This is a genomic window from Periweissella ghanensis (assembly GCF_918814755.1).
Classification (GTDB): domain Bacteria; phylum Bacillota; class Bacilli; order Lactobacillales; family Lactobacillaceae; genus Periweissella; species Periweissella ghanensis.
In genome coordinates this window covers 81,449-106,829 of record NZ_CAKKNT010000001.1, presented here as the reverse complement: position 1 = coordinate 106,829, position 25,381 = coordinate 81,449, and the positions used below count along the sequence as shown (strand labels likewise).

Sequence of the window (25,381 nt, the reverse complement as noted above, 5' to 3'; positions counted from 1 at the left end):
ACTAGGCGATGAGTGCAAACATTGCCTAGTTTTTTTATCAGAAAAAATGATACAATTTAAGGAATTTATAAGAGATTACGTATATTTAACCGCTACTTGCATTCGTAATTCAGGAAAATATATAATCGAATTATTAACTAACTTTTTAAGAGGGAATAGGTGCACACATGCAAAACTTTAATTTTAAAAACGCCACGGAAATTGTTTTTGGTAAAGATCAAATTGCCAGTAAATTACATGCAGCTGTAAGTCAATTTGGAGACAATGTTTTACTTGTTTATGGTGGTGGTTCAATTAAACGTAGTGGCTTGTACGATCAAGTTAAAGAATTATTAGCCGACTTGAATGTTGTTGAATTAGCTGGCATTGATCCTAATCCTCGTGTTGAATCAGTGGCCGCCGGACAAGCACTTACTAAAGACCACGCGATTGATGTTGTTTTGGCAATTGGTGGTGGTTCAGTAATTGATGCTGCTAAAGTGATTGCCTCAGCTAAATACTACGATGGAGATGTTTGGGATTTAGTTTTAGATCCAACTTTACGCTATGGGATTAAGCAACTACCCGTGGTTGATATTTTAACGCTTGCTGCGACTGGAACGGAAATGAACAAAGGTTCAGTAATTTCAAACATGGAAACTAAGCAAAAAATTGGCACATATGGTCCTAATACACCCGCCGTTTCATTCTTAGACCCAACATTGACTTATAGTGTCTCAACTTGGCAAACAGCGGCTGGTTCATTTGATATTTTCAGCCACTTAGTTGAACAATACTTTGACCGCGAACCAAACAATGACGTTACGGCTGGTTTAATTGAAGGAATTATGCGCACGGTGATTAAATGGGCACCGGTTGCCATTGCCCAACCAGAAAACTACGATGCTCGGGCTAACTTAATGTGGGCTTCAACAATGGCCTTAAATGGCTTAGTGGGGCTTGGTAATGCTAATGGTTGGTCAGTTCACCCAATGGAACATGAATTGTCAGCCTACTATGACATTACGCATGGGGCTGGCTTAGCAATTTTAACACCACGTTGGATGGAATTTTGTTTGAATGCCGATACGGAAGCTAAATTTGCTGCCTTTGGTCGCAATGTATGGCACTTAGCCGGTGAAGATAGTCAAGTGGCCCGTGATGCCATTCAAGCTACGTATGACTGGATTAAGGAACTTGGCTTACCAACCACGCTTGGTGGTGTCGATATTAATGAAGATACTAACTTTGAAGCGATGGCTAACCATGCCGTTAACTTGAAGAACTTGACGGAAACGGGTTATGTTTCATTAAATGCGGCTGATGTGGTAGACTTGTACCGGAAGTCAATGACGACAGAAGGTTTTGAATAAGCCTTAGCAGGAGGTACCATGGGAATTTTAACTGATAACATTATGATTGTGCCATTTATCATCGGCGCAATTATTACGGGCGCAATTATTGGGATGATTGGTTGGGTTAGCAATCGGAAAAAGAGATAGAGTGCAGAGTGCAGAGTGCGAGAAGCCCCTGGGAGACAGTGAGCACTAACGAAAAACGATAAAATACGGGTTTGGTATTTTAATCGTTTTAAAGTTAGGCGCAACTGTCTGGGGCTTCGAGCACGTTTAGGCTCTACTGCCTTAAACGCTTGCGCCTTCGAGTACATTTTGGCTCTACTGCCATAACAACATCCAAAACACAAAAACCGAAGGGCCTAGGCTCTTCGGTTTTTTGCTTGCTGATATATTAATTAAACCGTCTTGGCATAATCCACGCACATAGCAGATAGATGATTAGGGCAACAATGTTAGTAAAGACGCCAAAAATAACGAAGATAACCCGTAATAAGGTTGGATCGACATTTAAATATTCACCGAGGCCACCGAGGACGCCTAACCAAACCCGATTGTTATCACTGCGATAAAGTCGTTTGTGCATAATAAAGCCCTCCTTTAATTGCTAGTTGGTACTTCTTAAGTATATCCAAAAATTAGCTTAATTTAAATTAAAAGGTGTGCGATTGAATTGACCATAGTAGGGGTGTCAAGTATAGTGAATAAAGCTATTATTGCCATTAGTATTGATAAATTTGCCATAGACCCTATTAATGCTTTAAAATTAAAGTATTAAGTGTAATAAGCACCAAATTTATGTGGGCTATTAATGACATAATATTATTCAAAGATAATGGAGAACACACAATGAATTGGACAGAAGTTAGCGTGAAAACAGCCAGTGAGGCCGTTGAAGCAGTCTCAAGTATTTTAATGGAACTTGGTGCTGCGGGGATTCAAATTGAGGATGCCAACGAGAACTTAAATTATGAACGAGCTGACGAAACCGTCTATATTGATTGGGATGAATTAAATTTGCCAAAAGTAGGGGCAATTGTTAGTGGTTACTTTGATGAAGACGATTTTGATCCAGCAATTTTACCGCAAATCAAAGCTAAAGTTACCCAATTAGGGGAATTTGGTTTGGATTACTTACCTGGTGAAGTCGTAGTGAAAGATATTGATAACCAAAAGTGGGCTACGGCGTGGAAGAAATACTACCACCCCGTTCGCGTGACGCGTAACTTAACGATTGTGCCTTCATGGTTAGATTATCAACCAGCCCAAAGTGATGAAAAATTAATTGTGCTTGATCCTGGCATGGCCTTTGGGACTGGAACACACCCCACAACGCGGTTGATGTTAGAAGCATTAACGATTGTTGTGCGCGGTGGTGAACGCGTGCTTGACGTGGGAACTGGTTCCGGGGTCTTAAGTATCGCAGCTAAGCACTTAGGGGTTGGCACAATTACGGCAACGGATATTGACGATATTGCGGTTGCTAAGGCCCAAGAAAACTTGGCGCTTAATCCAGTGGCCAAAGATATTGATGTGCACGTATCTGATTTACTTAAAGATGTCGCGGCCGAAAACGTCGATTTGATTGTAGCTAATATTTTGGCCGAAGTAATTCACCCCTTGATCCCTCAGGCATGGGATAAGTTGCGTTTAGGTGGGTACTTCTTAACTAGTGGGATTATTAAAGACAAATTTACGGAAATTCGGGATGCTCAAATTGCGGCTGGTTTCAAAATTGAACAAAGCTTGCAAATTGGTGATTGGTATGGAATTATTGCCTACAAACCAAATCCGGATGACGTTAACGAATTTACAGCACAAGGGTAAGGTGAACAGATGCAACGGTATTTTTTAAAAGCTAATGTTGAAGCGAACTTTACTTTAGATGAAGAAACATATCACCACTTTGTGACCGTTTTACGTGCTAAAGAAGGGACCAAAGCGGAATTTGTCCAACCAAATCAAGCGGTGGTCATTGCTAGTTTGGCAGCCATCACGGATGGTATGGCAACGATGCAGGTAGTTGAAACACTCACCAGTGATGTCGAATTACCAGTGGATACAACCATTATTTGTGGGTTACCCAAAGGTGATAAAGCGGAATTAATTGTCCAAAAAGCAACGGAATTAGGCGTTAACCAAGTAATTTTTGTGCAGACGGCTTGGAGTGTTGCTAAATGGAATGATAAAGCGGATAAAAAGATTGCTCGCCTACAAAAGATTGCCGCGGGGGCAGCGGAACAATCACATCGCACACGGGTACCAGCAATCAAATATGCACCAAGTTTAGCCGAAGTGGCCGCAATGCCATTTGATCACAAAATGATCGCCTATGAAGAAGCCGCTAAAACGGGTGAACAAGCGCAATTAGCGCAAACGTTAGCGGCAATTGAGCCACAACAATCAATTTGTGCGGTTTTTGGCCCCGAAGGTGGGATTGCTCCACAAGAAATTGAAAAATTAACAGCACATGGCTTTACCGTGGCGGCGCTTGGACCACGGATTTTACGGGCCGAAACAGCACCATTATACTGGCTAAGTGCCATTAGCTTTGCGCTTGAATTAGCGCAACCACAACATTAGGAATAAAAAATTAGGTTTAGGTAGGGAAGAGAATGTTTGCATCAAAACGATGGAGTTATGTAGTAATTGCAATAGTGGGCTTAGTATTAGGAGCAGTGCTCCCGAACGTATTTAATATCGCTGGGGTTAGCGCGAATAGCAAGATAATTTGGTTATTGATTACGATTAACTTTATTGGGGCGTTTGGGATCGGTTGGTACATCAAACGGACTTACACTCCATGGTGGACATTGTTAATCTTCCCAGGTATCTTTGCATTAGATACGTTCCTTTTGAAAACCAATGAGCACCAATATGCTTACTTCTTGGCGTTGACTTACTTGGCGTTATCAGTAGTGGCGCACTTTAATTCTTGGGCGATTAACGTTGAGGATGAAGGTGAAGAACATTACAAGAATATTGTTGATGGTGGCTTTGAAGCTGGCAATTAACAGAGTGCGCCAAGGCGCGTTAAGTACCGTGGCATACTAGGACAAACCAATGACTTGGTCTTTGAGTCAGTAGGGTTGTCCGTATATGCATAGGTACTTGCGGCTTGAAGCACATTTAGGTAGAGTGCGTCAAGTCCTTGGTAAACACCAAACACTAACGAAAAACGATTAAATAACCTCCTTGAATTTTTTCAAGGAGGTTATTTTTTGCTATTATTTATTGGGGGAACACTCTTACATTCAGTGCTCTTTTGAACTAAGGTGTGCTAACTGACACGTGGATAAGGGATATGTTAGAATTACATTTACATAAAAACATCTTGGGAGGGGGAGTTTTAATATGACAAAACAAATGAATACGCACGGAAATGGCTATTTAGGGGCGCTTGGATTATTATCAGTGCTAGTAGTTTTGTTTACGTTTGTGGTTCGGGGCCTGGTTGAATTAGCAATTGCGCATACGTACTCATGGCAAACTTATTTAACTTTAACGATTGAAAGTGTGCTTTGGGGCAGCGTTGTTTTTGGGGTGATTTCCTTAAGCGAACACCTTATTTCAAATCACAAAGGATGATGAATCAAAGAACTAAGGGGGCAGTTTTGAAAAAAATTTGGCAAAGATATATCAAAATCGTGGCGTTGGTGTTTACCACGGCTCTTACAACGATATTCGGGGTCCGCGGCCTAGTTGATATTATCGTCTTACAAGAATATTTACTGAAAAGTTATCTTGATTTAACGATTAAGGCAACGATTGGAGCGATTGTTATTTTTGGGATTGTAGCAATCTATGACTCTATTAAATTGATGCGGCAATCAAAAAATAAAGATGGCTAATCTATGGAGGGCTTATGAAAAACATTTGGGCGAGTTATGTAACGGCGGTAGAGTTGATGGTAGCGTTAGCCTTAGTTTTGACGTTTGGTATTCGGGGCATCGTTGATGTGGTGGTATACCATGCCTACTTTTGGCAAAATTATATTAGTGTGAGTGTCCGGAGTGTCTTTGGGGCCATTGCATTTTTTGGAATTATTGCGTTGATTGAGTATTTTAATTTAAAACGCAAAGCTAAGAAATAAGTGGATTGTAAATAGAAAAAAGTCGCCTCAAGGGGCGACTTTTTTAATTAAATGGTAGCCATGGTAGAGATTTGCTAATCCTTGGTTCAACCTTGCTATTATAGTTAAAATAATGACTACCAACTTGTTCATTCATAACTTTTGGTACATTATTTTGAGTGAGCAAACGTACACCGTAAATATATGAACCTTTGTGTTCAACTAATGCCCAATGATTTTCTTTGGTGTATTGACCAGTATAAAATTTAAGCCAAGCACCATTACCGAATGGATTATCAGCAACGAAAGCATCAACTTTTAAACCTGCTTTATCTTTTGTGGGTGCATTTGGTAAGACAGTATAACCAGCTTGAGTTGTTAGAAATGGATTAAACCGATCAATTTGTTGTATTTGGTATGCACGGCCGATGCTTAAAGTTGTTAACCAAATTAATGCTAATACGAATACACTAGCGATAATTATTAAATATCGTTGGTAGCGTTTTTTGGAACGGACATCATTACTTATTTTTGTAACCATTGGGTTATCTCCTCCTTTAAGTAAACTATCTAAAGGAATTGCTAACAAATTACTCAGCTCAATTAAAGTATCTAGATTGGGATAGCTTTGATTATTTTCCCAACGTGATAGAGTCTGACGGGTTACATGTAGCTGATTAGCAAGTTCTTGTTGAGTCATGTTTAAAGCTTTGCGGGTAGATCTTAGATTATTAGCGAATTCCATTTTAGTAGCTCCTTTAAATTTAGCATACGTATTTTTGGATAAAATGTAACGCAATTAACGTGTTACATTAGTGAATGGAAGGTAGAATAAGCAGTCTATTATTGGGAATTAATACGTGATAATTTTACTAAATAAAGGTTATTGGTGTATACAATTAATAATGCATACTAAAAAAGTCGCCTCAAGGGGCGACTTTTTTAGTAACCATACCGAATGTTGCTTAATTCAGCAATTTGTTTAATTAAATGTGTTTGTTCAGCGGTTAATTGCGTACTATCTTCTTTAGTCGCATTAGCAATTGCCAAATTGAGTTGGCTTAAAATAAATGGAACCGCCGTGGTGGGGCTAGTTAATTGCGTTTGATAATCAGTTAACACGTGGTCTAGTCGACTATCGACCGCTAAAGTTGGTAATAAGGCATTAATTAAATCCAAGGCGGTGACATCACGTTCAGAACCACCAGCAAACCAGTTAACATTACTCATTAAATCTTCCTCCATATTGTAGGTTACTTAACATCAAAATAAAACGACCAAGTGGTGAAATTACTGTTGTTATCAGTGGGCAAGATGATGGCATCGTTAATAAAAGCGTTTTTAGTATAGAAATCACGATTACGCGTGGCATTAGTGATTAAGCGTAGTTTACGTCCATGATTTTTGATAACCAGATCTTTAACGGCTTGTAAAATACGTGAACCATAACCACTACCTTGATTACCAGGGGCTACAACTAAGGTATCGAGATACCAGTAGTCTTTGGGAAAGGGGTTTAAAATCGCTTCGGCTTTTAGAACATGGCCTAATAACTGGCGCGAAGTTTTAAAGTTAGTAATCAACGGGATTTTCCAGGCCCCAGCTTTTAAAAAGGCCGGGCCATCAAGTTCTTGACCAGCCGGAATGAGACTAAAGTAACCTATTAACTTACCAGCGTCGTAACAAACATAACTATAGCCCGCTTTAATACTGACGGCCGCATTCAATTTTAATAATTCATAGAGCGCTTTCGTGAACTTAGCCGGTTTGGCACCAATTTTGAACAGCTCATAATCTTTGAAACCGTTAAAATTAAGCTCGGCAATGGCTCGTAAATCGGTTAAGTGTGCTTTTTTGATTTCCATCGGGCGATTCCTCAGCAATTACGTATTATTACATTAATTATTAATTATGATAACTCGTAAAGTATAGCATAAATTAATAATTAATGTAATGTTTTGCTACTAATTAAAATAGGCTATAAATTATCATTAATCTGTGGTTAGCGATGCTTTTTTAATAAAAATCACGGTATAATAAAGGTTAACTACTATCAATTTTTGTGGACAACTAGTATGATAATTACTAGCGCTTTAAAACAAATTGATGGAAAAATCAGTTAAAAAGGGGGAGATGCGGAAATGGAACGGGTTGCTAATGTCATTGTAGATGTACCAGCAATGCAAACGAACCAACCATATAGTTATCTAATTCCGGCCCCACTTACCCAGACGGTTGCATTGGGGATGCGGGTAGCGGTACCATTTGGCCGTGGTAATCGCCTAATTCAAGGATTTGTGGTTGGTTTTAGTGAACTAGATCCTCAAGATGAAGCTGTGACTAAGCTTAAAATGATCAACGCGGTGTTGGATTTAAAACCGGTCTTGAATCAAGAACTAATCAGTTTATCAGGTTGGTTGGCGCATCAAGCCTATGCGTTTCAAATTACCGTGTTACAAGCAATGTTACCAAGCATGTTTCGGGCGAAGTATAAGAAGTATTTACGGCCAATTGATGAAATTAATGATCCAGTCGTCCAACAGTTGTTTGGTGGGCGGGATTTAATTGAATATGATGAAACCCAGTTTACGCCGGAACAAGTCAGCAAGTTAACGAAATTGCAACGTGAAGGTAGTTTGGAATTTTATTATGAAGTCAACAACCAAGCGAAGGCCAAGACGAAACTCGGGATTAAAACGTTACTTGATTTTGAACAACTTGAAGAAGCGCGCAGTGGCTTAACTAAAGCCGCCCATAAGCAAAGTGTTTTATTGTCATTGCTACAAACGTTAGCTCCTGAGCAAGTTGTGGCTAAAGACCAAGTCGTGGCTGAGTATGAGCTTAGCGATGCGGTCATTACTACCGGGGCCAAAAAAGGGTGGCTGGCTAAAGTGCCAATGGAAGTTTATCGTGATCCAATGGCCCATCACACGATTAAGCCTAGCCAAGCATTAACCCTCCAACCGCATCAACAAGCTGCGCTAACCGCGATTAATGACGCTGCTGGCCAAGCACAAACGTTCTTATTAGAAGGAGTGACCGGTTCTGGGAAAACGGAAGTTTACTTACAGGCCATGCAACACACGTTAGCCCAAGGCCGGACTGCCTTAATGTTAGTACCGGAAATTGCATTAACACCGCAAATGATGGTCCGGGTACGTTCACGTTTTGGTAGTCAAGTGGCGGTCTTACACTCGGGATTATCCGTTGGTGAGCGCTATGATGAATGGCGGCGGATTGAAAATGGTGAAGCACGGGTAGTCGTTGGTGCCCGGTCAGCGGTCTTTGCGCCGTTGGATAATATTGGCCTCATTATTATGGATGAAGAACATGAAACCACCTATAAGCAAGAGGAAAATCCGCGCTATCATGCCCGTGATGTGGCCATGTGGCGCAGCCAATATTACCAAGCCCCCCTAGTTTTAGGTTCAGCAACCCCATCATTAGAATCGCGGGCACGGGCCCAAAAAGGCGTTTATCAATTATTGATGATGCCTGAACGGATTAATCAGCAAATCATGCCGACCGTTCAAATTGTTGATATGCGCGAAGAAATCAAGAAAGGGCCGGAATCAACATTTTCCGAGGAATTGTTGGTGGCCCTTAAAGAACGTCTAGCGCGTGGTGAGCAAAGTGTCTTGATGCTTAATCGCCGCGGTTTTTCGAGCTTTATGATGTGTCGGGATTGTGGCTATGTTTTGCAATGTCCCAATTGTGATATTGGCTTGACGTTGCACATGGATACCCATTCAATGAAATGCCACTATTGTGGTCATGAAGAAGGGATTCCTAAGATGTGTCCCAATTGTCAATCAACGGCAATTCGTTACTATGGGACCGGGACGCAAAAAGTTGAGCAAGAATTGCATGAATTACTGCCGGAAGCCCGGATTTTACGGATGGATTTAGATACCACTCGTAAAAAGGGCGCTCATGAGAATATGTTGACGGCGTTTGGCGCCCATCAAGCTGATATTTTACTTGGTACCCAAATGATTGCTAAAGGGCTTGATTTTCCGTTAGTGACCTTAGTCGGGGTCTTAAATGCTGATACTGCCTTGGGGCTACCCGATTTTCATGCCGCTGAGCGGACGTTCCAGTTATTAACGCAAGTCGCTGGCCGGGCTGGGCGCGCGGACTTACCGGGTGAAGTGTATGTGCAGACGTATAATCCAGACCATTACGCGATTCAACTGGCCAAAGCGCATGATTATGAGCATTTTTATCAACAAGAAATGCAATTACGGCATTTAGCTAAGTATCCGCCATACTTTTTCACGATTAAGTTGCAAGGCAGTGATTTAGATGAACGAACGGCGGCCCAAAATATGAGTCAGATTGGGCGGTGGTTAAAGAAACGCTTACCAGCGGACACAATTTTTTTAGGGCCCACACCCCGGTCGATTGCGCGTATTAATCAGCGTTATTATTACCAAATTGTGATTAAATACCGGCACCAAAATGCATTAGATCAAGTATTAAATGAACTGCTAGAACGAGCGCAAACCGCGGGGCGTAATGCCTTTCAATTATCAATTGACCGCGAGCCCGTCAGCTTTATGTAAAAGGAGATTTTTATGACATCCGTAGTATTTATGGGAACCCCAGCGTTCTCAGCCCCTATTTTAGAAGCCGTGATTGCTAATGGCTATGACGTTAAAGCCGTCGTAACCCAACCTGATCGCCCAGTTGGTCGCAAACGCGTGTTGACACCAACACCAGTTAAAGAGGTCGCTTTAGCACACGAGATTGAAGTTTTACAACCCGAAAAAATCAGTGGTTCTGATGAAATGCAACGCGTGATTGATATCAACCCAGATTTAATTATCACCGCCGCTTTTGGTCAATTTTTGCCAACGAAGTTACTTAACGCAGCTAAAATTGGGGCCATCAATGTCCACGCATCATTATTACCTAAATACCGTGGTGGCGCACCAGTCCACTATTCAATTATGAATGGGGATGCCAAAACGGGAGTCTCAATTATGTACATGGTTAAGAAAATGGACGCTGGGGATGTGATTGCCGTGGCCGAAGAACCAATTACTGGCTCGGATAATGTTGGTACGATGTTTGATAAATTAAGTGTCCTTGGCCGCGATTTATTAATCAAAACCTTACCTGATTTAATTGCGGGTAACGTAACGCCAGTCGCCCAAGATGAAGCGTTAGTAACATTCTCACCAAATATCAGTCCTGAACAAGAACAATTGGACTTTAACCAACCGGCCCAAGTGATTGATAACCATGTGCGCGGATTATACCCATTCCCAACAGCATATACCGTCATTAACGGCGTGCGGACTAAAATCCAAGGTGTGCAAGTGATTGATGAAACTACTGATCAACCCGCCGGAGTGGTTGTGAAGAAATCTAAAAAAGAAGTTTGGCTTGCCGCCGGTGCAGGCACAATTATTAGCTTGGTTGCCTTACAACCAGCTGGTAAACCTAAAATGAGTATCAACGATTATTTAAACGGTAACTTAGCAAGTTTCGAAGAAGGACAACAGGTAATTTTTAATGGCTAAACCAACCAAACCACAATTGAAAACGGCACGCGCTCTAGCAGTATACACCCTTGAAAGCATCAAAAATGGGGCGTACTCAAACTTACAATTAAATGCTACTATCAAAAAGTTTGAAATGGATCCAAAAGACAAGAACCTTTACACGACAATTGTTTACGGGGTCATTCAACACCGTTTAACACTTGAATTTTGGTTAAAACCATTTGTTAAGCAACCGCAAAAAATGCAACCATGGCTACGCGAATTACTCTATACAGCAATTTTCCAAATGCAATTCTTGGATAAAATTCCTAAGCACTCAATTTTTGATGAAACGATTGAAATTGCTAAGCAACGGGGGCATGATGGTCAACGTCGGTTCATTACGGGGGTCTTACACCAAATTGATCGTGAAGGCTTACCATCATTTGATAGCATTACCGATCCAGTGGAACGCTTATCAGTAACGGCTAGCTTGCCAGTTTGGTTACTTGAAAAACTTAATGACCAAGTTGGTTTGGCAAAGACAGAATCAATTGCAGCTTCAATTAACGAAGCACCAGCCCAATCAGTGCGGGTTAACCGTGCCGTAACTAACGTTGATGAAATGTTGGCCGCATTAGTAGCAGAAGGCTTTGAGGTTGAAAAATCACCCGTTGCTGAAGATGGTTTATTAGTGCACGGTGGTTTTGTGGCGGGTAGTCAACCATTCTTAGACGGTTACATTACGCTTCAAGATGAATCAGCAATGTTAGTGGCCGAAGTGATGCAACTTGATCAACCAAGTTACAAAGTCCTTGATGCGTGTGCAGCCCCTGGTGGGAAAACCACCCAAATTGCAAGTTACTTAGAAGCTGATGATGGTGGGCAAGTGAATGCCTTAGATATTCACGACCACAAAGTTAAGTTAATCAATGCGAATGCACAACGCCTCCACGTTGATGACCGGATTGTGGCTAAAGCCATTGATGCGCGTGAATTAAGCGCAGAATTTGATGCGGCTAGCTTTGATCGGGTGTTAGTTGATGCGCCATGTTCAGGATTTGGTTTATTACGTCGTAAACCAGAAATTCGTTACGAAAAGCAATTAGCGGATAGTCAAAACTTACAAAAGATTCAATTGGCCATCTTGGATAGTGTGGCCGACTTAGTTAAGGTTGATGGCTTGTTAACGTATTCAACTTGTACTATTTTGGATATTGAAAACCAACAAGTTGTCCAACAATTCTTGGCAAGTCACCCAGACTTTGCTTTAGCACCAGTAGTAACAAGCAACAACTTGCCTACAAGTGCTGATCAAACATTGACAATTTACCCAGATGATTACCAATCAGATGGATTCTTTATTGCCAATTTAAAACGTGTTAAATAATCAATAAAGGGGCACGGCGATGCTAGCGGGGTATGTGTTAACAAAATTAAATTCAACCGAGTGGCGGCGCGCCAAGGTCTTTGGTAATATTTGGCAAGGTGGTGCCCAAACGGTGTCAACGAGTTTTTGGGGCTTAGTGTATGACTTGCTCCCAGAAACGGGCTTATTTGCAAGTGTTGAAATTGAAAAAATTGTTAAAAGCTTACAACGGCAGGGCTTAATTGCTCGCGATGAGCATGGCTTAGTGCAATTAACAGCCAAAGGGGCGAGCGCTCAAGCTGAATATGTGACCACGCATTATGTTCCTGAGCATTTAAGCATTAATCAAAGCTATGATGTAAAATTTTTTCAAGAGCTTTTCTTACTTGCCAACCAAACGATTTCCGAACTGGCTTATAGTAATGCACAATTCTATCCGTATCAGATCGATTTACGCGCCCAATGGCAACTTAAAAACTGGTTAAAGGGCCATTCGCGCGAGGTGTTGATTAAGCAATGGTATTTAGAATTACAAACGTGGTTAGCAACGTTACCAAATGCCGATGCACAGTTATTTACGCAGATGCTCTTTGGCCATGATGTTACCAATGCGTTATTTAGTGAATTACCAGTCCCAACAACGTGGGATGAATTTGACTGGCAAGTGTGGCAATTAGACCATTTAGCGGCCCTAATGACCCATAGCTTACAAAGTGATTCGCTAATTAAGAGTTTGATGACGTTAGCCCAACGCGCCTTGCTATCAAATAGTGCCGAGCAAAGTGTGACCCTGTGGCAACAATTGCAATCAGTCAACCAAGTAGCTCAAGGACGCCGGATTAAACCTAATACGGTGCGTGAACATATTTTGCAAGCCGCAATTTTACAACGCTGGTCGGCAAATGAGATTGAGTTGTTAATTCCCGCATCGGAGCAAAAGGTGTTAGCGGACCTATATGGGGATGCTGAGATTACGACGTGGGACTTTAAAGCCTATGCTGGCGGGAAAGATCCCCGTTACTTTACGTACTTTAGGTTATATCAATTATTACAACTAGCAACTAAGCGGGGGGCCATTGATGTCAGAGTTTAATGCGCAACTACACGCTTATCTTAAGCAACACTATCATTTTGATACGTTTCGCCCCGGTCAAGCCGAGGTTTTAACTGCTTTGTTAGAACGCCATGAAGATGTCTTAGCGGTGTTGCCAACGGGGACAGGGAAAAGTTTAATTTATGAACTAGCTGGGCGCTATTTAGGCGGGTTAACCGTGATTGTGTCACCGTTGTTATCGTTGATGCAAGATCAAGTTGCGCGCCTTAATGCGCATGGAATTCGCCGCACCGTGGCGTTAAATTCAATGCAACATCCCCGGACGAAGTTCTTTATCTTGCAAAATTTAGCCAAATTTGATTACTTATTTATTGCCCCGGAAACTTTAATGCAACCGGGCGTGTTAGAAACGCTAGCCCAACAGCCGGTTAATTTATTGGTAATTGATGAAGCTCACAGCATTGCCCAGTGGGGCCCTGATTTTCGTCCTAATTATTTAGAACTGGGCCGGGCCTATCAAGCGTTTAAGCAACCGCGATTACTATTATTAACGGCCACGGCCGGTACTAAAGTACGTGCGGACATTCAAAGCCAATTTACTTTGCCCAAGCCACTGACCGAATTTGTCTATTCGGTTAATCGCCCTAATATTCATTTACGGACTGAAAAAGTGGCCAATGAACAAGAAAAGCATGCACGCTTATTGGAATTAGTTCAAAGCTTACCGGGGCCAGGGATTGTTTATTTATCAAGTAAGAAGCAAGCTAATCAAATTCGCATTGATTTACAACAAAAAACGGATCGCAAAGTGGCGACGTATCATGGCGATATTGAAAATGAGCAACGCTTTGCCATTCAACAACAGTTTATGCAAAATCAATTGGATGTGATTGTCGCCACGTCGGCCTTTGGTATGGGGATTGATAAAGCGGATGTTCGCTGGGTAATTCATTATCATATGGCCAGTGATTTGGAAGGCTACTTACAAGAAATCGGGCGGGCTGGGCGTGATCAACAACCGGCCGTGGCCATTTTACTGTATACGGAAACCGATGATTATTTAGTTAATAACTTACTAATTAGTGGCATTCCAGAAGATGTTACGATTAAACATTTTTATCGCCAAACACCGCACTATGCTTTTGACCCGCAACAGTTACGGTTATTGCAATATTACGCGAGTCAGGGGATGGATGCCCAAGGGGTGACGCAACTATTTCAACGGCGTTTACTTGTTAAAAGATTGGCGCTCCAACAAATGGTGCAATATGTTGAAATTGCAGCCGATAAGCGGAATTATTTATTACGGGTGTTTGGTGAAACTGAATTGACGGGGGATGCAGCTGGTAATTGGTCAACGCAAGCGACCCCATTAGATATTGAAGCCTTAGCGTTACCAACTACGGTTCCCAACCAAACTGCTGCAACCATTGATTGGCAAACCCGGTTAGAAAAATTATTCAATCAGTAAGCTGATTTTAATGATGTATGGTACAATATTCACTGATAATTTCTAGGAGGAGTTAGATGACTCAAAATAACGACGAACAAAAAAAGCAACCGTGGGAGTCTTCTTTTACAGAAGAAACCAGTACTGATGAAAGTGCTGCCCCATCACGTACCCAATTCCGTAAGCGTAGTTCACGTACGGCGTGGATTGTTAGTTTATTGATTTTAGCTGTAGTAGTCTTAGCAGCTTATCCAGTAGTTCGCTATGTTGAATCGATTAATTCACCAGGCTCATCAGCTGATGAACCTACTCAAACGCAAATTTCAACGTCAACCCCAAGCAAGGGTAAAGAGTCAGCCGATAAATCAGATAAATCAGACAAATCTGATAAGGCAGCTAAGGACGAGCAAAGTAAAGCGGATGCAAGTAGTCAAGCGGCGGCTAGTTCAGCAGCTGCCAGTTCAGCCGCAAGTAGCCAAGCGGCTGCTCAATCAGCGCAAGCGGCATCAACTAAAGCGGCCCAAGAAAAGGCGAAAAAAGACGCTGCTAGCTCATCAAGTAAAGCGGATGCAAGTAGTTCAAGTCAAGCGGGTGGTCAGTTTGACACCGTTAAAGTTAATGGTTACCGCTTAGCTTTAGCGCATGGGTTATCATTAGCCCAATTACAAGCATTGAATCCAGGAGTTGATTTAAACAACGTGCACGTTGGTGAATCACTACGTGTCAGCAACTAAGGATGACCTTGTTGCCCACCGTGTAAATAAATATAGATTGGAACATTAAGTAATTTATGACAACAAAAATACAAGTCGCAATTGACGGACCGGCCTCAGCTGGGAAATCAACTATTGCCAAAATCATTGCCACACAATTGGGGTACATCTATGTCGATACGGGTGCTATGTATCGTACAATCACGTTAGCTGCTATTCGCGCGAACTTAATTCAAGTCGGCCAAACAACGGTTGACGAAAAAGTAATTAGTGATCTCCTCGACAACGTGCAAATTGGGTTTGCACCAAGTGAAGATGGGCAATTAGTTTTCTTAAACGAAACCGATATTACTGAAGATATTCGTCAAGCGGATGTGAACAGTTTAGTTTCATTGATTGCGGCCATTCCAGCTGTGCGGACGGACTTAGTTGAACGACAACGTCAATTGGCAGCGACAAGTAGTGTTGTCATGGATGGCCGTGATATTGGGACAACCGTATTACCAAATGCTCAAGTGAAAATCTTCTTAGTGGCAAGTGTCGCCGAACGTGCCCAACGACGGTTTGCTGAAAACCAAGCGAAGGGGATTGATACTGATTTGACGCTAGCTAAAATTGAGGAATCAATTGCCCGCCGAGATTATCTTGATTCACATCGAGAAGTCTCACCATTAAAGCAAGCTGATGATGCCGTATTGGTTGATACCACAGGGTTAAGCATTGCAGAAGTTGTTACTGAAATTACTAACTTAATCCACAAAAAAATTGGCTAAATAATTTTTTTGTGATAATTGAGATAAATATATAGTCAAAAACTGATAAGTAGGGTACAATATCCTATAGAGTCGTTTTATTGGAGGATTGTTTTTCATGAATGAAGAAAACAACGAATTATTAGCAGCCCTTGATGCAGCAGCAGAAATTAATGTTGGTGACATTGTTAAGGGTGAAGTTTTAGCATTTGACGATCAACGTCAAGCTATTGTGGGAATTCAAGGTACTGGTGTTGAAGGTGTGATTCCAGGTCGCGAATACTCAAACAACCCAGATGCAGATATTACTGCAGAATTAAAGATCGGTGACGTTTTAGACCTTGTTGTTACTCGTAAAATTGGTAGCGATAAGGAAGGTGGTTCATACCTCCTTTCTAAGAAGCGTCTTGAAGTACGTAAGGCTTGGGAAAATCTTGAAAAAGACCACAAGCCTGGTGATATCCTTGAAGTACCTGTTATCCAAGTTGTCCGTGGTGGCTTGGTAGTTGATGCTGGTGTTCGTGGTTTCATTCCTGCTTCAATGATCGAAAACCGTTTCGTTTCAGATTTAAACCAATACAAAGGTCAAACTGTCCGTGCTGAAATCGTTGAAATCGATCCAGCTGACAACCGCTTGATCCTTTCACGTCGTGCCGTACTTTCAGCTGAACACTCAGCTGCGATTGAAAAAGTATTTGGCCAAATCAGCGTGAACGATGTTGTTGAAGGTAAAGTTGCTCGTATGACTGACTTTGGTGCTTTCATCGACCTCGGTGGTGTAGATGGACTTGTCCACGTATCAGAAATTTCATACGACCGCGTTTCAAAGCCTGCTGATGTCCTTTCAGTTGGTGAAACTGTTAAGGTTAAAGTACTTGCAATGGACGCTGAAAAGCAACGTATTTCATTGTCAATCAAGCAAACTCAACCTGGCCCATGGGAAAAGATTGCGCAAGACGCTCCTGAAGGTTCTGTCCTCGAAGGAACTGTTAAGCGTTTGACTGACTTCGGTGCTTTCGTTGAAGTTGCTGCCGGTGTTGAAGGTTTGGTTCACATTTCACAAATCTCACACAACCACATTGATGCACCTTCTGACGTATTGAAGTCAGGTGAATCAGTTAAGGTTAAGGTATTGTCAGTTGATCCAGCTGCTCAACGTTTGAGCCTTTCAATCAAGGCTTTAGAAGAACGTCCAGCTGCTCAAAAAGCTGAAAAGTCAGAAGATAACTCTTCTGCATCATCATCAGACATTAAGAACTACAGCTCTGACGATGAAGAAGGCTTCACTATTGGCGATATTCTTGGTGACTTGAACAAGTAATTGTCATTTAAAGAGAAGATCGGGTCAACCGATCTTCTCTTTTGTTTTATATAAGAAAAAAGATACTCGAAAAGGAGAATCACTATGGGATATCCATTAGTTGCTATTGTTGGGCGACCAAACGTTGGTAAATCAACAATTTTTAACCGGGTTGTTGGTGACCGTATCTCAATCGTTGAAGATACACCTGGGGTTACTCGTGACCGGATCTATGCTCGTGGTGAATGGTTAGGTCATGAATTCCGCTTGATTGATACTGGGGGAATTGATATTGATGACCAACCATTTATGCGTCAAATTACCGAACAAGCTGAAGTAGCCATCGATGAAGCCGATGTTATTATCTTTATGGTTAGTGCGCAAGAAGGTTTGACTGATGCCGACGAACACGTGGCCAAAATTTTATACCGTGCTGACAAGCCCGTTATTGTGGCGGTTAACAAGGTTGATAACTTTGAAATGCGTTCAGAAATTTACGATTTCTACGCGCTAGGCTTTGGTGAAGTTTACCCAATTTCTGGTTCACACGGGATTGGTTTAGGGGACTTATTAGATGAAGTTGTTAAAAACTTCCCTGAAACTGAAGAAGAAGTTGAAGATGATTCAATTCGGTTCTCATTCATTGGGCGGCCAAATGTTGGTAAATCTTCATTAGTTAACGCCTTACTTGGTGAAGACCGGGTTATCGTGTCACCAATTGAAGGAACGACCCGGGATGCCGTCGATACTAAATTTACCACTGCAGAAGGTGATGAATTTGTGATGGTCGATACGGCCGGGATTCGTAAACGTGGTAAAGTTTATGAAAGTACCGAAAAATATTCCGTTATGCGAGCCATGCGGGCCATTGATGACTCAAATGTTATCTTAATGGTTATTAACGCTGAAGAAGGTATTCGCGAACAAGACAAGCACGTCGCTGGATATGCGCACGAAGCTGGTCGGGCGATTATTTTAGTCGTTAACAAGTGGGATGCGATTGAAAAAGATAACAAAACGATGCAAGAATTCGAAGACCACATTCGTAATGAATTTAAGTACTTGGATTATGCACCAATTGTGTTCGTTTCAGCGAAAACTAAGCAACGGTTAGAAAAGTTACCTGCCTTGATTAAGCAAGTTAACGATAACCACAAGAAACGGATTACTAGTTCAGTCTTGAATGAAGTTATCTTGGATGCCGTGGCAACCACACCAACGCCAACGGTTCACGGGAAGCGTTTGCGAATCTACTACGGAACGCAAGTGGCGATTCAACCACCAACATTTGTGGTGTTTGTTAACGACCCTGAATTAATGCACTTCTCATACCAACGTTTCCTTGAAAACCAAATTCGTAAAGCATTTGATTTCACGGGAACGCCAATTCACTTAATCATTCGGGAACGTAAGTAAGACCAATTAGATTAAGCCGCGAACCCGCACAAATGCTTTGGCAGCTGTGTGGGTTTTGCTATTTAATAGTTTTGCAGGCCTAAAGGAGAAAATCATGCAAGAATCATACTCAGAACAAATGTTAGATGCACTCAGTGGTGGTCAATTAGAGGTTGCTAAAAAATTATTTGCATCCGCATTACGCCATGATGATGACGATATGCTATTTAGTTTAGCTGAAGAACTATATGGTTTAGGCTTCTTGAAACAAGCTAAACGGGTGTATTTAAAATTACTGGATGCGTATCCTGATGCCGACGAACTCCGGACCGGCTTGGCGGATGTCTTAATTGATGAAGGTGAAATTGATGAAGCCATCAACTACTTAAGCCAAATTACGCCAGCTTCATCAGCTTATTTGGAAAGTTTGCTAGTTATGGCTGACTTATACCAAACCGAAGAATTATTTGAAGCGAGTGAACAAAAATTGGTTGAAGCCCATGCTTTGGCCCCTGATGAACCAGTAATTTTGTTTGCGATGGCCGAATTTTACTTCAATATGCGTCAATTTAAAGATGCGATTAAGTACTACAAGGAACTCTTAATGCAAGGGGTGAAGCAGTTCTCACGCGTCGATTTAGTATCCCGGATTGGGGTCGCCTATGCCCAAGCTGGGAACTTCGATAATGCGATTGGTTACTTAGAACAAATTCACGAAGCGGATATGACACCTGCCATCCAATTCCAACTTGGTTTTACCTATTTCCAATTAAAGGAATATGAAAAAGCGATTCCGGCGTTAGAAAAAGTGGTCGAAATGGATAATCAATTTGCCAGTGTTTACCCATACTTGGGACAAGCGTTGGTGGAAACTAATCAATTAGAAGATGCCTTACGGATTTTCCAACAAGGGTTAGCGGTCGATGAATTCAATGAAACCTTGTTCAAAATTGCTGCTGAAACCGCCATTAAATTGGGTGATTTTGCGTTGGCAACCAAGTATTATGAAGAAGGACTAGCCATTGAACCAGATGATGTTTCCTTAGTTTTAGGGTTATCAAATCTGTACTTACAAGCGGAAAATGATGACGATAATATCGAATTGTTGAGTGCGTATGTTCAAAATGATGAAGTTGATCCCCAAATTTATTGGAACGTGGCTAAATCATTAACGCGTGTTGATCAATGGGAATTGGCCCGGAAATATTGGCACGCTGCGGCTGATAGCTTTATGGATAATGCAGATTACTTGCATGAAGCATTTAGTTTTGCCAAAGAAGATGCTGATCGGCCATGGGCACTCGAACTTGGATCACAATACTTATTATTGCAACCGGAAGATTATGACATGTTAGATCAAGTGCGCGCACTTGCTGATGACCTTTAAAAGACAGCAAGCGTTTAATTAAAATATGCACGTTCAAGATGCATATAGATTAGATAGTGTAATGAAGCTAGTTGTTTTGTAAAGATTAAATTGTAATATATAACGAAGCGTTGTTTCAGATAGTTGAAACAACGCTTTTTTCGTGGTTAAATCATGGTAATGTAAAGAACGTGTATAGGAAATATAGATATTGTGTTAAAGTTAGATAAAGATTAATTTACTATTTGAAATTCTGAATTTGCCGTATAATATTACATAGATAACTACAAAAGGGGTGCTTTATGGCGAAAAATTTAATTGGAGAAATCCTGATAAATACGACCACTGTTGAATTAATTATTTATAATACTAATTCAAATAAGGTCGTGGAAAGTGTCCACAAAAATATGCAAGGCGGGTCTGATATTTATAGTTCCGGCTCAATTCCATTCTCAGTTGCTCGGCGCTTGCTGGTGATTATGCAAGGTTACCGGCAGTTGATGGCCGACTATGCGGTCCAAGACGTTCAAGTTTGGGCTAGTGAATTGTTTATGCAAGCGTCAAATTCAGAATTTATTGCTGATCAAATTAAACAAGCCACTGGTTATTTAGTTAAGAGCTTAAACAGTAGCCAAGAAGAATTCTACCGTAATCAAGCAATTCGTACGTATTTCCCAGAATTTGCAAGCATGGCAGCGGATAAGTTATATATTATTGGGATTAACTCAGGTCGCTTAGATATTGGCTATTATGCAAAAAGTGAATTTAAGTTTTCCCGGAGTGTCTTATTAGGACCAATTCGGATTGCCGAATCCCTTGAAGAAATTGAAAGTCAAATTGTTGATTATCCACAATTCTTGACGGATTTTATTGGGAGTAAAATTGCCGATTTTGCGCAAGTTTTACCGCAATTGGAACCATGTCAAAATCTCTTAGTAGCGGGATCAGATATTTTAAATAAATTCTTTATTCCAGCCGATGCGGATAGTGCCACGATTACCTTTGCCGAATTTAGCGCCCTTAAGCTCAAAATTCAACACTTATCACGGCAAGCACTAATTGATCAATTTAATGTCCAACCAGAAATTGTGCGTTACATTATGCCTGAAATTTTCATCTTAGAACGGGCCTTTAACATTATCCACGCCCAAACTATTACCTTAACTCGGTTAGCGGCGATTGATGGTTTAATTTTTGCCCAACCAGATGTCAAATTACCTGGTGAAAGTGAAATTGTCGCTTCAGCTGAAAACATTGCTGATCAATATCGGGTTGAATACAACCACCGTAAGCAAGTGGAAACCTTTGCGTTACATATCTTTGATCAATTAAAGCCGGTCCACCACTTAGGCCACCGCGAACGTTTACTCTTACATGTTGTTTGTATTGTCCACGATATTGGGAATTTCGTGAATAGTTATGCGCATTATATTCATTCAGCGAAGTTAATTCAAAGTTTGGATTTCCATGGTTTATCCGATAAAGAACAAGCCATTATTGCTATGGTTTCTCAATTTCATAGTTCCAAAACGCCGGCCGCTGGTGAATACCAAGCAGAAGCCGAACGTTTTAACAAAAAAGAACGTTTGTTGATTGCCAAATTAACAGCAATTTTGCGGATTGCAGATGCCTTGGATGATTCGCGCTTGCAAAAAATTAAAACGATTGCGGTCTCATTACGGGAAACCGAAGTCGTCATTACGGCTACGACGAATGCCAATATTTTATTAGAAACGTGGACGTTTGAACAAAAGGCAGCCTTTTTCATGGATGTCTTTGGGATGCAACCAACATTAAAGAAGAGAGTGAGTCGTAAATAATGAGTGAGAAGAAAATTTTTGATAAACCGGAATACTTTGTTAACCGGGAATTGAGTTGGTTACAATTTAATGAACGGGTTATTGAAGAAGCGCGTGATCGTCAAAACCCATTGCTTGAACGGATTCGCTTCCTTGGGATTAGTCAAAATAACTTGGATGAGTGGTTCATGGTGCGGGTTGCTTCCCTAGCCCAAATGGCGCATGTTGATGTCAAGAAAAAAGATGCCGCTGGCTACACCCCACGTGAGCAACTAGATTTGATTAGCGTCGCGGCTAGTGAACATGTTAAATTACAGTACCAAACGTACACGCGCGTTTTAGTACCCGCGTTAAAAGAACACGGCATTCAAATCGTTAAACCCGATGAATTAGATGCCGAGTCGCTAAATTACTTTGAAAATTATTTTGACCGTGAAATTTTCCCGGTGTTAACGCCAATGGCTGATGACCAAACACGCCCATTCCCATTCTTGGCGAATGATAGTTTAAATATTGCCGTGCGCTTATCAAAAGAAGATGAAGAGGGCAAGACAAAGCTATTTGCAACGCTGCAAGTGCCCGATAACGTCTTTAAACGGGTGATTCCGGTCCCCGGACAAGATAATCACTTTATTTTATTAGAAGATATTATTAAGCAATTTGTTGATCGCTTATTCTTAGGTTACACCGTCAAGGAAACGGCCACATACCGCGTTTTACGGGATATGGAACTGGATGTTGCTGAAAATGAAGATGAAACGCCCAACTTACTTAAGGAAGTGCAAGCGCGCTTAGCAGAACGTGAACGCGGTGATGTTATTCGTTTGGAATGTGAAGGCACGATGAGCCAACATATTAAAAAACGTTTGCAAGCGGCCCTTCAAGTGGCGGATATTCGCACGTATGATGTCAACGGCCCAATTGATTTGACGTTCTTATCTGATGTGGCCAAGCAAGTCACCGATTTACCAAGTTTACGCTATCCTGATTTTGAAGCCTACGAACAAGCGGACTTAATGACCGGTAATATTTTTGATGTTATTCGTAAAAATGACCAATTATTACACCACCCATACGATACCTTTAAGCCCGTCGTGCGCTTTATTCAACAAGCCGCTACGGATGCTGATGTGTTAGCAATTAAGATGACGTTATACCGGGTTTCAGGGGACTCACCCATCATTAAAGCCCTTGGACAAGCAGCTAAAAATGGGAAACAAGTTACGGTGTTGGTCGAAGTTAAAGCCCGGTTTGATGAAGAAAATAACGTCCACTGGGCCAAAGAACTTGAACGCATGGGCGTCCATGTAATTTATGGACTCAAAGGTCTTAAGACGCACTCTAAAATTGCGATGGTTATTCGCCGTGAAGGGGACGAAATTCGCCGCTACCTCCACTTGGGAACGGGTAACTATAACGATGTGACTGCCCACTTCTATACTGATTTAGGGCTCTTGACGGCTGATACGAATATTGGGATTGATGCAGCGAATGTCTTTAATATCTTGTCTGGTTATTCAGAACAACAATATTTCCACGAATTGCACATGTCACCAGACGGGATTCGGGAATTTATTGAAGTTAAAATTGATCAAGAGATTCAAAATGCCCAAGCGGGGAAACCGGCTAAAATTCAAATTAAAGTTAATTCCGTGGCCGATGCTAGTATGGTACGTAAGTTGTATGAAGCAAGTACCGCCGGCGTTAAGGTGGAATTAATTGTCCGTGGAATTACGATTTTACGGGTTGGTATTCCGGGTGTTAGTGAAAATATTGAAGCCCATTCAATTGTCGGGCGCTTCCTTGAACACAGTCGAATTTACATGTTTGGGAATAATGGCGAACCAGAAATTTACCTTTCAAGTGCAGATTTAATGACGCGGAATTTGAATCGTCGGGTTGAATTACTTTTCCCAGTGCATGCCGAAAACTTAAAACAACGCGTCTTAGCAATTTTTAACACCATGTGGATGGATAACATCAAAACACGTGTGTTACAATCAGATGGTAGCTATCAAAAGATTGACCGGCGCGGGGTCCAAGAATCCCTCGATGCCCAGGTTACATTTATGGACGAAGCGACACAAAAAGTAAAAGTACAAAAACATGCTGAAAAAGAAGCCGAATTAACCGAACGCTTTACCCCACTAAACAATCCTTTTGAAGAGTAAGTATGGGTAAAAAGGTTAATTGGAAGGGGATTTATGAAGAAATTTGCGATTATTGACTTGGGATCAAACTCAGCTCGGATGACGATTAGTGAAATCCATCCAGATGGTTCTTATGAAGTTTTGGAACGGATGCAAGAAATGGTCCGGCTCTCAAATAATATGGGACCCGAAAAGGTGTTACAAAAACCTGAAATTGACCGGACAATTAAAGCTTTGGAAGGATTTCATGCAGCAATTCAAAAATATGATGATATTAAGGTCCGCGCCGTGGCAACCGCGGCCGTACGTCAAGCAACTAACCAAGCCGAATTTTTAGCGTTGGTCCACGAAAAAATTGGGATTGAACTCGAAGTTTTGACGGGTGAACAAGAAGCGCACTATGACTATTTAGGGGTTATTAACACCTTAAATGTTAGTAATACTTTGATTTTAGATACTGGTGGAGCTTCATCTGAATTGATCTTTGTCGTGGATAAAGAATCACGGCATGAAGTTAGTATTCCAGTAGGGGCAGTTAATATTTCAGAGGACTTCTTGGAAGCCAATAAAATTACCGCCCCATCGCTATTTAAAGCCTTCACGGCAGTTGATGAACGCTTAAGTAGTATTCCATGGTTACGTCAAGCACATGAATTTCCGTTGGTAGTCTTGGGTGGTTCTAACCGGACGTTGGGTAAAATTTCCCGGCGGGCGAAGCATATTCAAGATACACCATTGCACGGCTACCGGATTTCAAGTGAAGAAGCGTTTGGTATTTACACCGATATTTTAGGTAAAGATTTAGAAGAACGCCGTAAAGTTCCGGGTTTAGCCAAGGAACGTGGTGATATTATCGTTGGTGGTTTGATGCCATTAATGGCCCTATTACGCTATGTTGATGCCAATAAAATTACTTTCTCTCAAGCCGGTATTCGGGAAGGAATTTTATTTGAAAAAATCAATCAAATTACTGGTGAAACGGTGATTGATCCAGAACCAGGCGCAATGACCGTTGATATTGACGATTAGTTAATTGATAAGGGAGTGCAGTAAAATGAAACATCCACGGGTTTTAAACGTGATTGTAACCGTATGTTTATTATTTTGGGTCTTTGATCTGATTGAAGTCATTCGGTTT

General features: G+C 41.4%; 24 protein-coding genes. 20 read left to right on the top strand and 4 right to left on the bottom strand.

The genetic code is table 11. From position 1 onward, the window contains the following. Nucleotides 1-167: 167 nt before the first annotated feature. Complete coding sequence (locus LQZ76_RS00525) at nt 168-1,352, top strand: iron-containing alcohol dehydrogenase (RefSeq protein WP_230097822.1); 1,185 nt, start codon at nt 168-170, stop codon at nt 1,350-1,352. 376 nt (nt 1,353-1,728) lie between these two features. Here the strand turns inward: LQZ76_RS00525 and LQZ76_RS00520 are convergent, their stop codons facing one another. After that, on the bottom strand, nt 1,729-1,920 hold the full coding sequence (locus LQZ76_RS00520) for a PspC domain-containing protein (protein WP_230097821.1): 192 nt from the start codon (nt 1,918-1,920) through the stop codon (nt 1,729-1,731). 263 nt (nt 1,921-2,183) lie between these two features. On the opposite strand from LQZ76_RS00520, the gene prmA reads away from it, so the two are divergent. The 6 genes from prmA (at nt 2,184) to LQZ76_RS00490 (ending at nt 5,427) form a co-directional block, all read left to right on the top strand. Beyond that, nucleotides 2,184-3,161 carry a 50S ribosomal protein L11 methyltransferase gene (gene prmA / locus LQZ76_RS00515; RefSeq protein WP_230097820.1) on the top strand — a complete coding sequence of 326 codons (978 nt, stop codon included), beginning with the start codon at nt 2,184-2,186 and terminating at the stop codon, nt 3,159-3,161. Between the two features lie 9 nt (nt 3,162-3,170). Continuing rightward, complete coding sequence (locus tag LQZ76_RS00510; protein ID WP_230097819.1) at nt 3,171-3,917, top strand: 16S rRNA (uracil(1498)-N(3))-methyltransferase; 747 nt, start codon at nt 3,171-3,173, stop codon at nt 3,915-3,917. A 32-nt stretch (nt 3,918-3,949) separates the two neighbouring features. Then, nucleotides 3,950-4,348 carry a hypothetical protein gene (locus LQZ76_RS00505; protein WP_230097818.1) on the top strand — a complete coding sequence of 133 codons (399 nt, stop codon included), beginning with the start codon at nt 3,950-3,952 and terminating at the stop codon, nt 4,346-4,348. 340 nt (nt 4,349-4,688) lie between these two features. Further along, a complete protein-coding gene (locus tag LQZ76_RS00500; RefSeq protein ID WP_230097817.1) occupies nt 4,689-4,922 on the top strand; it encodes a hypothetical protein in 234 nt (77 codons plus the stop codon). A gap of 26 nt (nt 4,923-4,948) precedes the next feature. Further along, entirely contained in the window at nt 4,949-5,185 is a 237-nt protein-coding gene (locus tag LQZ76_RS00495; RefSeq protein ID WP_230097816.1) for a hypothetical protein, read from the top strand. A 14-nt stretch (nt 5,186-5,199) separates the two neighbouring features. Then, the gene (locus LQZ76_RS00490) at nt 5,200-5,427 is read left to right on the top strand and encodes a hypothetical protein (protein ID WP_230097815.1); all 228 of its coding nucleotides are present in this window, start codon (nt 5,200-5,202) and stop codon (nt 5,425-5,427) included. Between the two features lie 43 nt (nt 5,428-5,470). On the opposite strand, the gene LQZ76_RS00485 is transcribed toward LQZ76_RS00490, so the two are convergent. From LQZ76_RS00485 to LQZ76_RS00475, 3 genes are all read right to left on the bottom strand, one after another. Next, nucleotides 5,471-6,151: a helix-turn-helix domain-containing protein gene (locus LQZ76_RS00485; protein ID WP_230097814.1), complete on the bottom strand. Its 681-nt coding sequence runs from the start codon at nt 6,149-6,151 to the stop codon at nt 5,471-5,473. A gap of 197 nt (nt 6,152-6,348) precedes the next feature. Continuing rightward, nucleotides 6,349-6,636, bottom strand: a complete 288-nt coding sequence (locus LQZ76_RS00480) for a bacteriocin immunity family protein (protein WP_230097813.1) — start codon at nt 6,634-6,636, stop codon at nt 6,349-6,351. Between the two features lie 23 nt (nt 6,637-6,659). Further along, nucleotides 6,660-7,271: a GNAT family N-acetyltransferase gene (locus LQZ76_RS00475; protein WP_230097812.1), complete on the bottom strand. Its 612-nt coding sequence runs from the start codon at nt 7,269-7,271 to the stop codon at nt 6,660-6,662. A gap of 276 nt (nt 7,272-7,547) precedes the next feature. On the opposite strand from LQZ76_RS00475, the gene priA reads away from it, so the two are divergent. The 13 genes from priA (at nt 7,548) to LQZ76_RS00410 (ending at nt 25,272) form a co-directional block, all read left to right on the top strand. Next, entirely contained in the window at nt 7,548-9,971 is a 2,424-nt protein-coding gene (gene priA / locus LQZ76_RS00470; RefSeq protein ID WP_230097811.1) for a primosomal protein N', read from the top strand. 12 nt (nt 9,972-9,983) lie between these two features. Beyond that, a complete protein-coding gene (gene fmt / locus LQZ76_RS00465; protein WP_230097810.1) occupies nt 9,984-10,934 on the top strand; it encodes a methionyl-tRNA formyltransferase in 951 nt (316 codons plus the stop codon). After that, a complete protein-coding gene (gene rsmB / locus LQZ76_RS00460; RefSeq protein ID WP_230097809.1) occupies nt 10,927-12,285 on the top strand; it encodes a 16S rRNA (cytosine(967)-C(5))-methyltransferase RsmB in 1,359 nt (452 codons plus the stop codon). The genes fmt and rsmB overlap by 8 nt, the downstream gene beginning before the upstream one ends. A 34-nt stretch (nt 12,286-12,319) precedes the next feature. Then, complete coding sequence (locus tag LQZ76_RS00455) at nt 12,320-13,357, top strand: helix-turn-helix domain-containing protein (protein WP_230097808.1); 1,038 nt, start codon at nt 12,320-12,322, stop codon at nt 13,355-13,357. Next, nucleotides 13,344-14,789 carry a RecQ family ATP-dependent DNA helicase gene (locus LQZ76_RS00450; RefSeq protein WP_230097807.1) on the top strand — a complete coding sequence of 482 codons (1,446 nt, stop codon included), beginning with the start codon at nt 13,344-13,346 and terminating at the stop codon, nt 14,787-14,789. The genes LQZ76_RS00455 and LQZ76_RS00450 overlap by 14 nt, the downstream gene beginning before the upstream one ends. A gap of 56 nt (nt 14,790-14,845) precedes the next feature. Beyond that, nucleotides 14,846-15,502 carry a hypothetical protein gene (locus LQZ76_RS00445; protein WP_230097806.1) on the top strand — a complete coding sequence of 219 codons (657 nt, stop codon included), beginning with the start codon at nt 14,846-14,848 and terminating at the stop codon, nt 15,500-15,502. A 56-nt stretch (nt 15,503-15,558) separates the two neighbouring features. Continuing rightward, nucleotides 15,559-16,254, top strand: a complete 696-nt coding sequence (cmk, locus tag LQZ76_RS00440) for a (d)CMP kinase (RefSeq protein ID WP_230097805.1) — start codon at nt 15,559-15,561, stop codon at nt 16,252-16,254. Nucleotides 16,255-16,351: 97 nt separating this feature from the next. After that, entirely contained in the window at nt 16,352-17,554 is a 1,203-nt protein-coding gene (gene rpsA / locus LQZ76_RS00435; protein WP_230097804.1) for a 30S ribosomal protein S1, read from the top strand. 84 nt (nt 17,555-17,638) lie between these two features. Beyond that, complete coding sequence (gene der / locus LQZ76_RS00430; protein WP_230097803.1) at nt 17,639-18,949, top strand: ribosome biogenesis GTPase Der; 1,311 nt, start codon at nt 17,639-17,641, stop codon at nt 18,947-18,949. Nucleotides 18,950-19,043: 94 nt separating this feature from the next. Further along, nucleotides 19,044-20,315, top strand: coding sequence for a tetratricopeptide repeat protein (locus tag LQZ76_RS00425; RefSeq protein ID WP_230097802.1), 1,272 nt, complete (start codon nt 19,044-19,046; stop codon nt 20,313-20,315). A 281-nt stretch (nt 20,316-20,596) separates the two neighbouring features. Beyond that, entirely contained in the window at nt 20,597-22,114 is a 1,518-nt protein-coding gene (locus LQZ76_RS00420; RefSeq protein WP_230097801.1) for a Ppx/GppA phosphatase family protein, read from the top strand. Beyond that, complete coding sequence (locus tag LQZ76_RS00415; protein WP_230097800.1) at nt 22,114-24,264, top strand: RNA degradosome polyphosphate kinase; 2,151 nt, start codon at nt 22,114-22,116, stop codon at nt 24,262-24,264. The genes LQZ76_RS00420 and LQZ76_RS00415 overlap by 1 nt, the downstream gene beginning before the upstream one ends. A 33-nt stretch (nt 24,265-24,297) precedes the next feature. Then, entirely contained in the window at nt 24,298-25,272 is a 975-nt protein-coding gene (locus tag LQZ76_RS00410; RefSeq protein ID WP_230097799.1) for a Ppx/GppA family phosphatase, read from the top strand. Nucleotides 25,273-25,381: the final 109 nt, after the last annotated feature.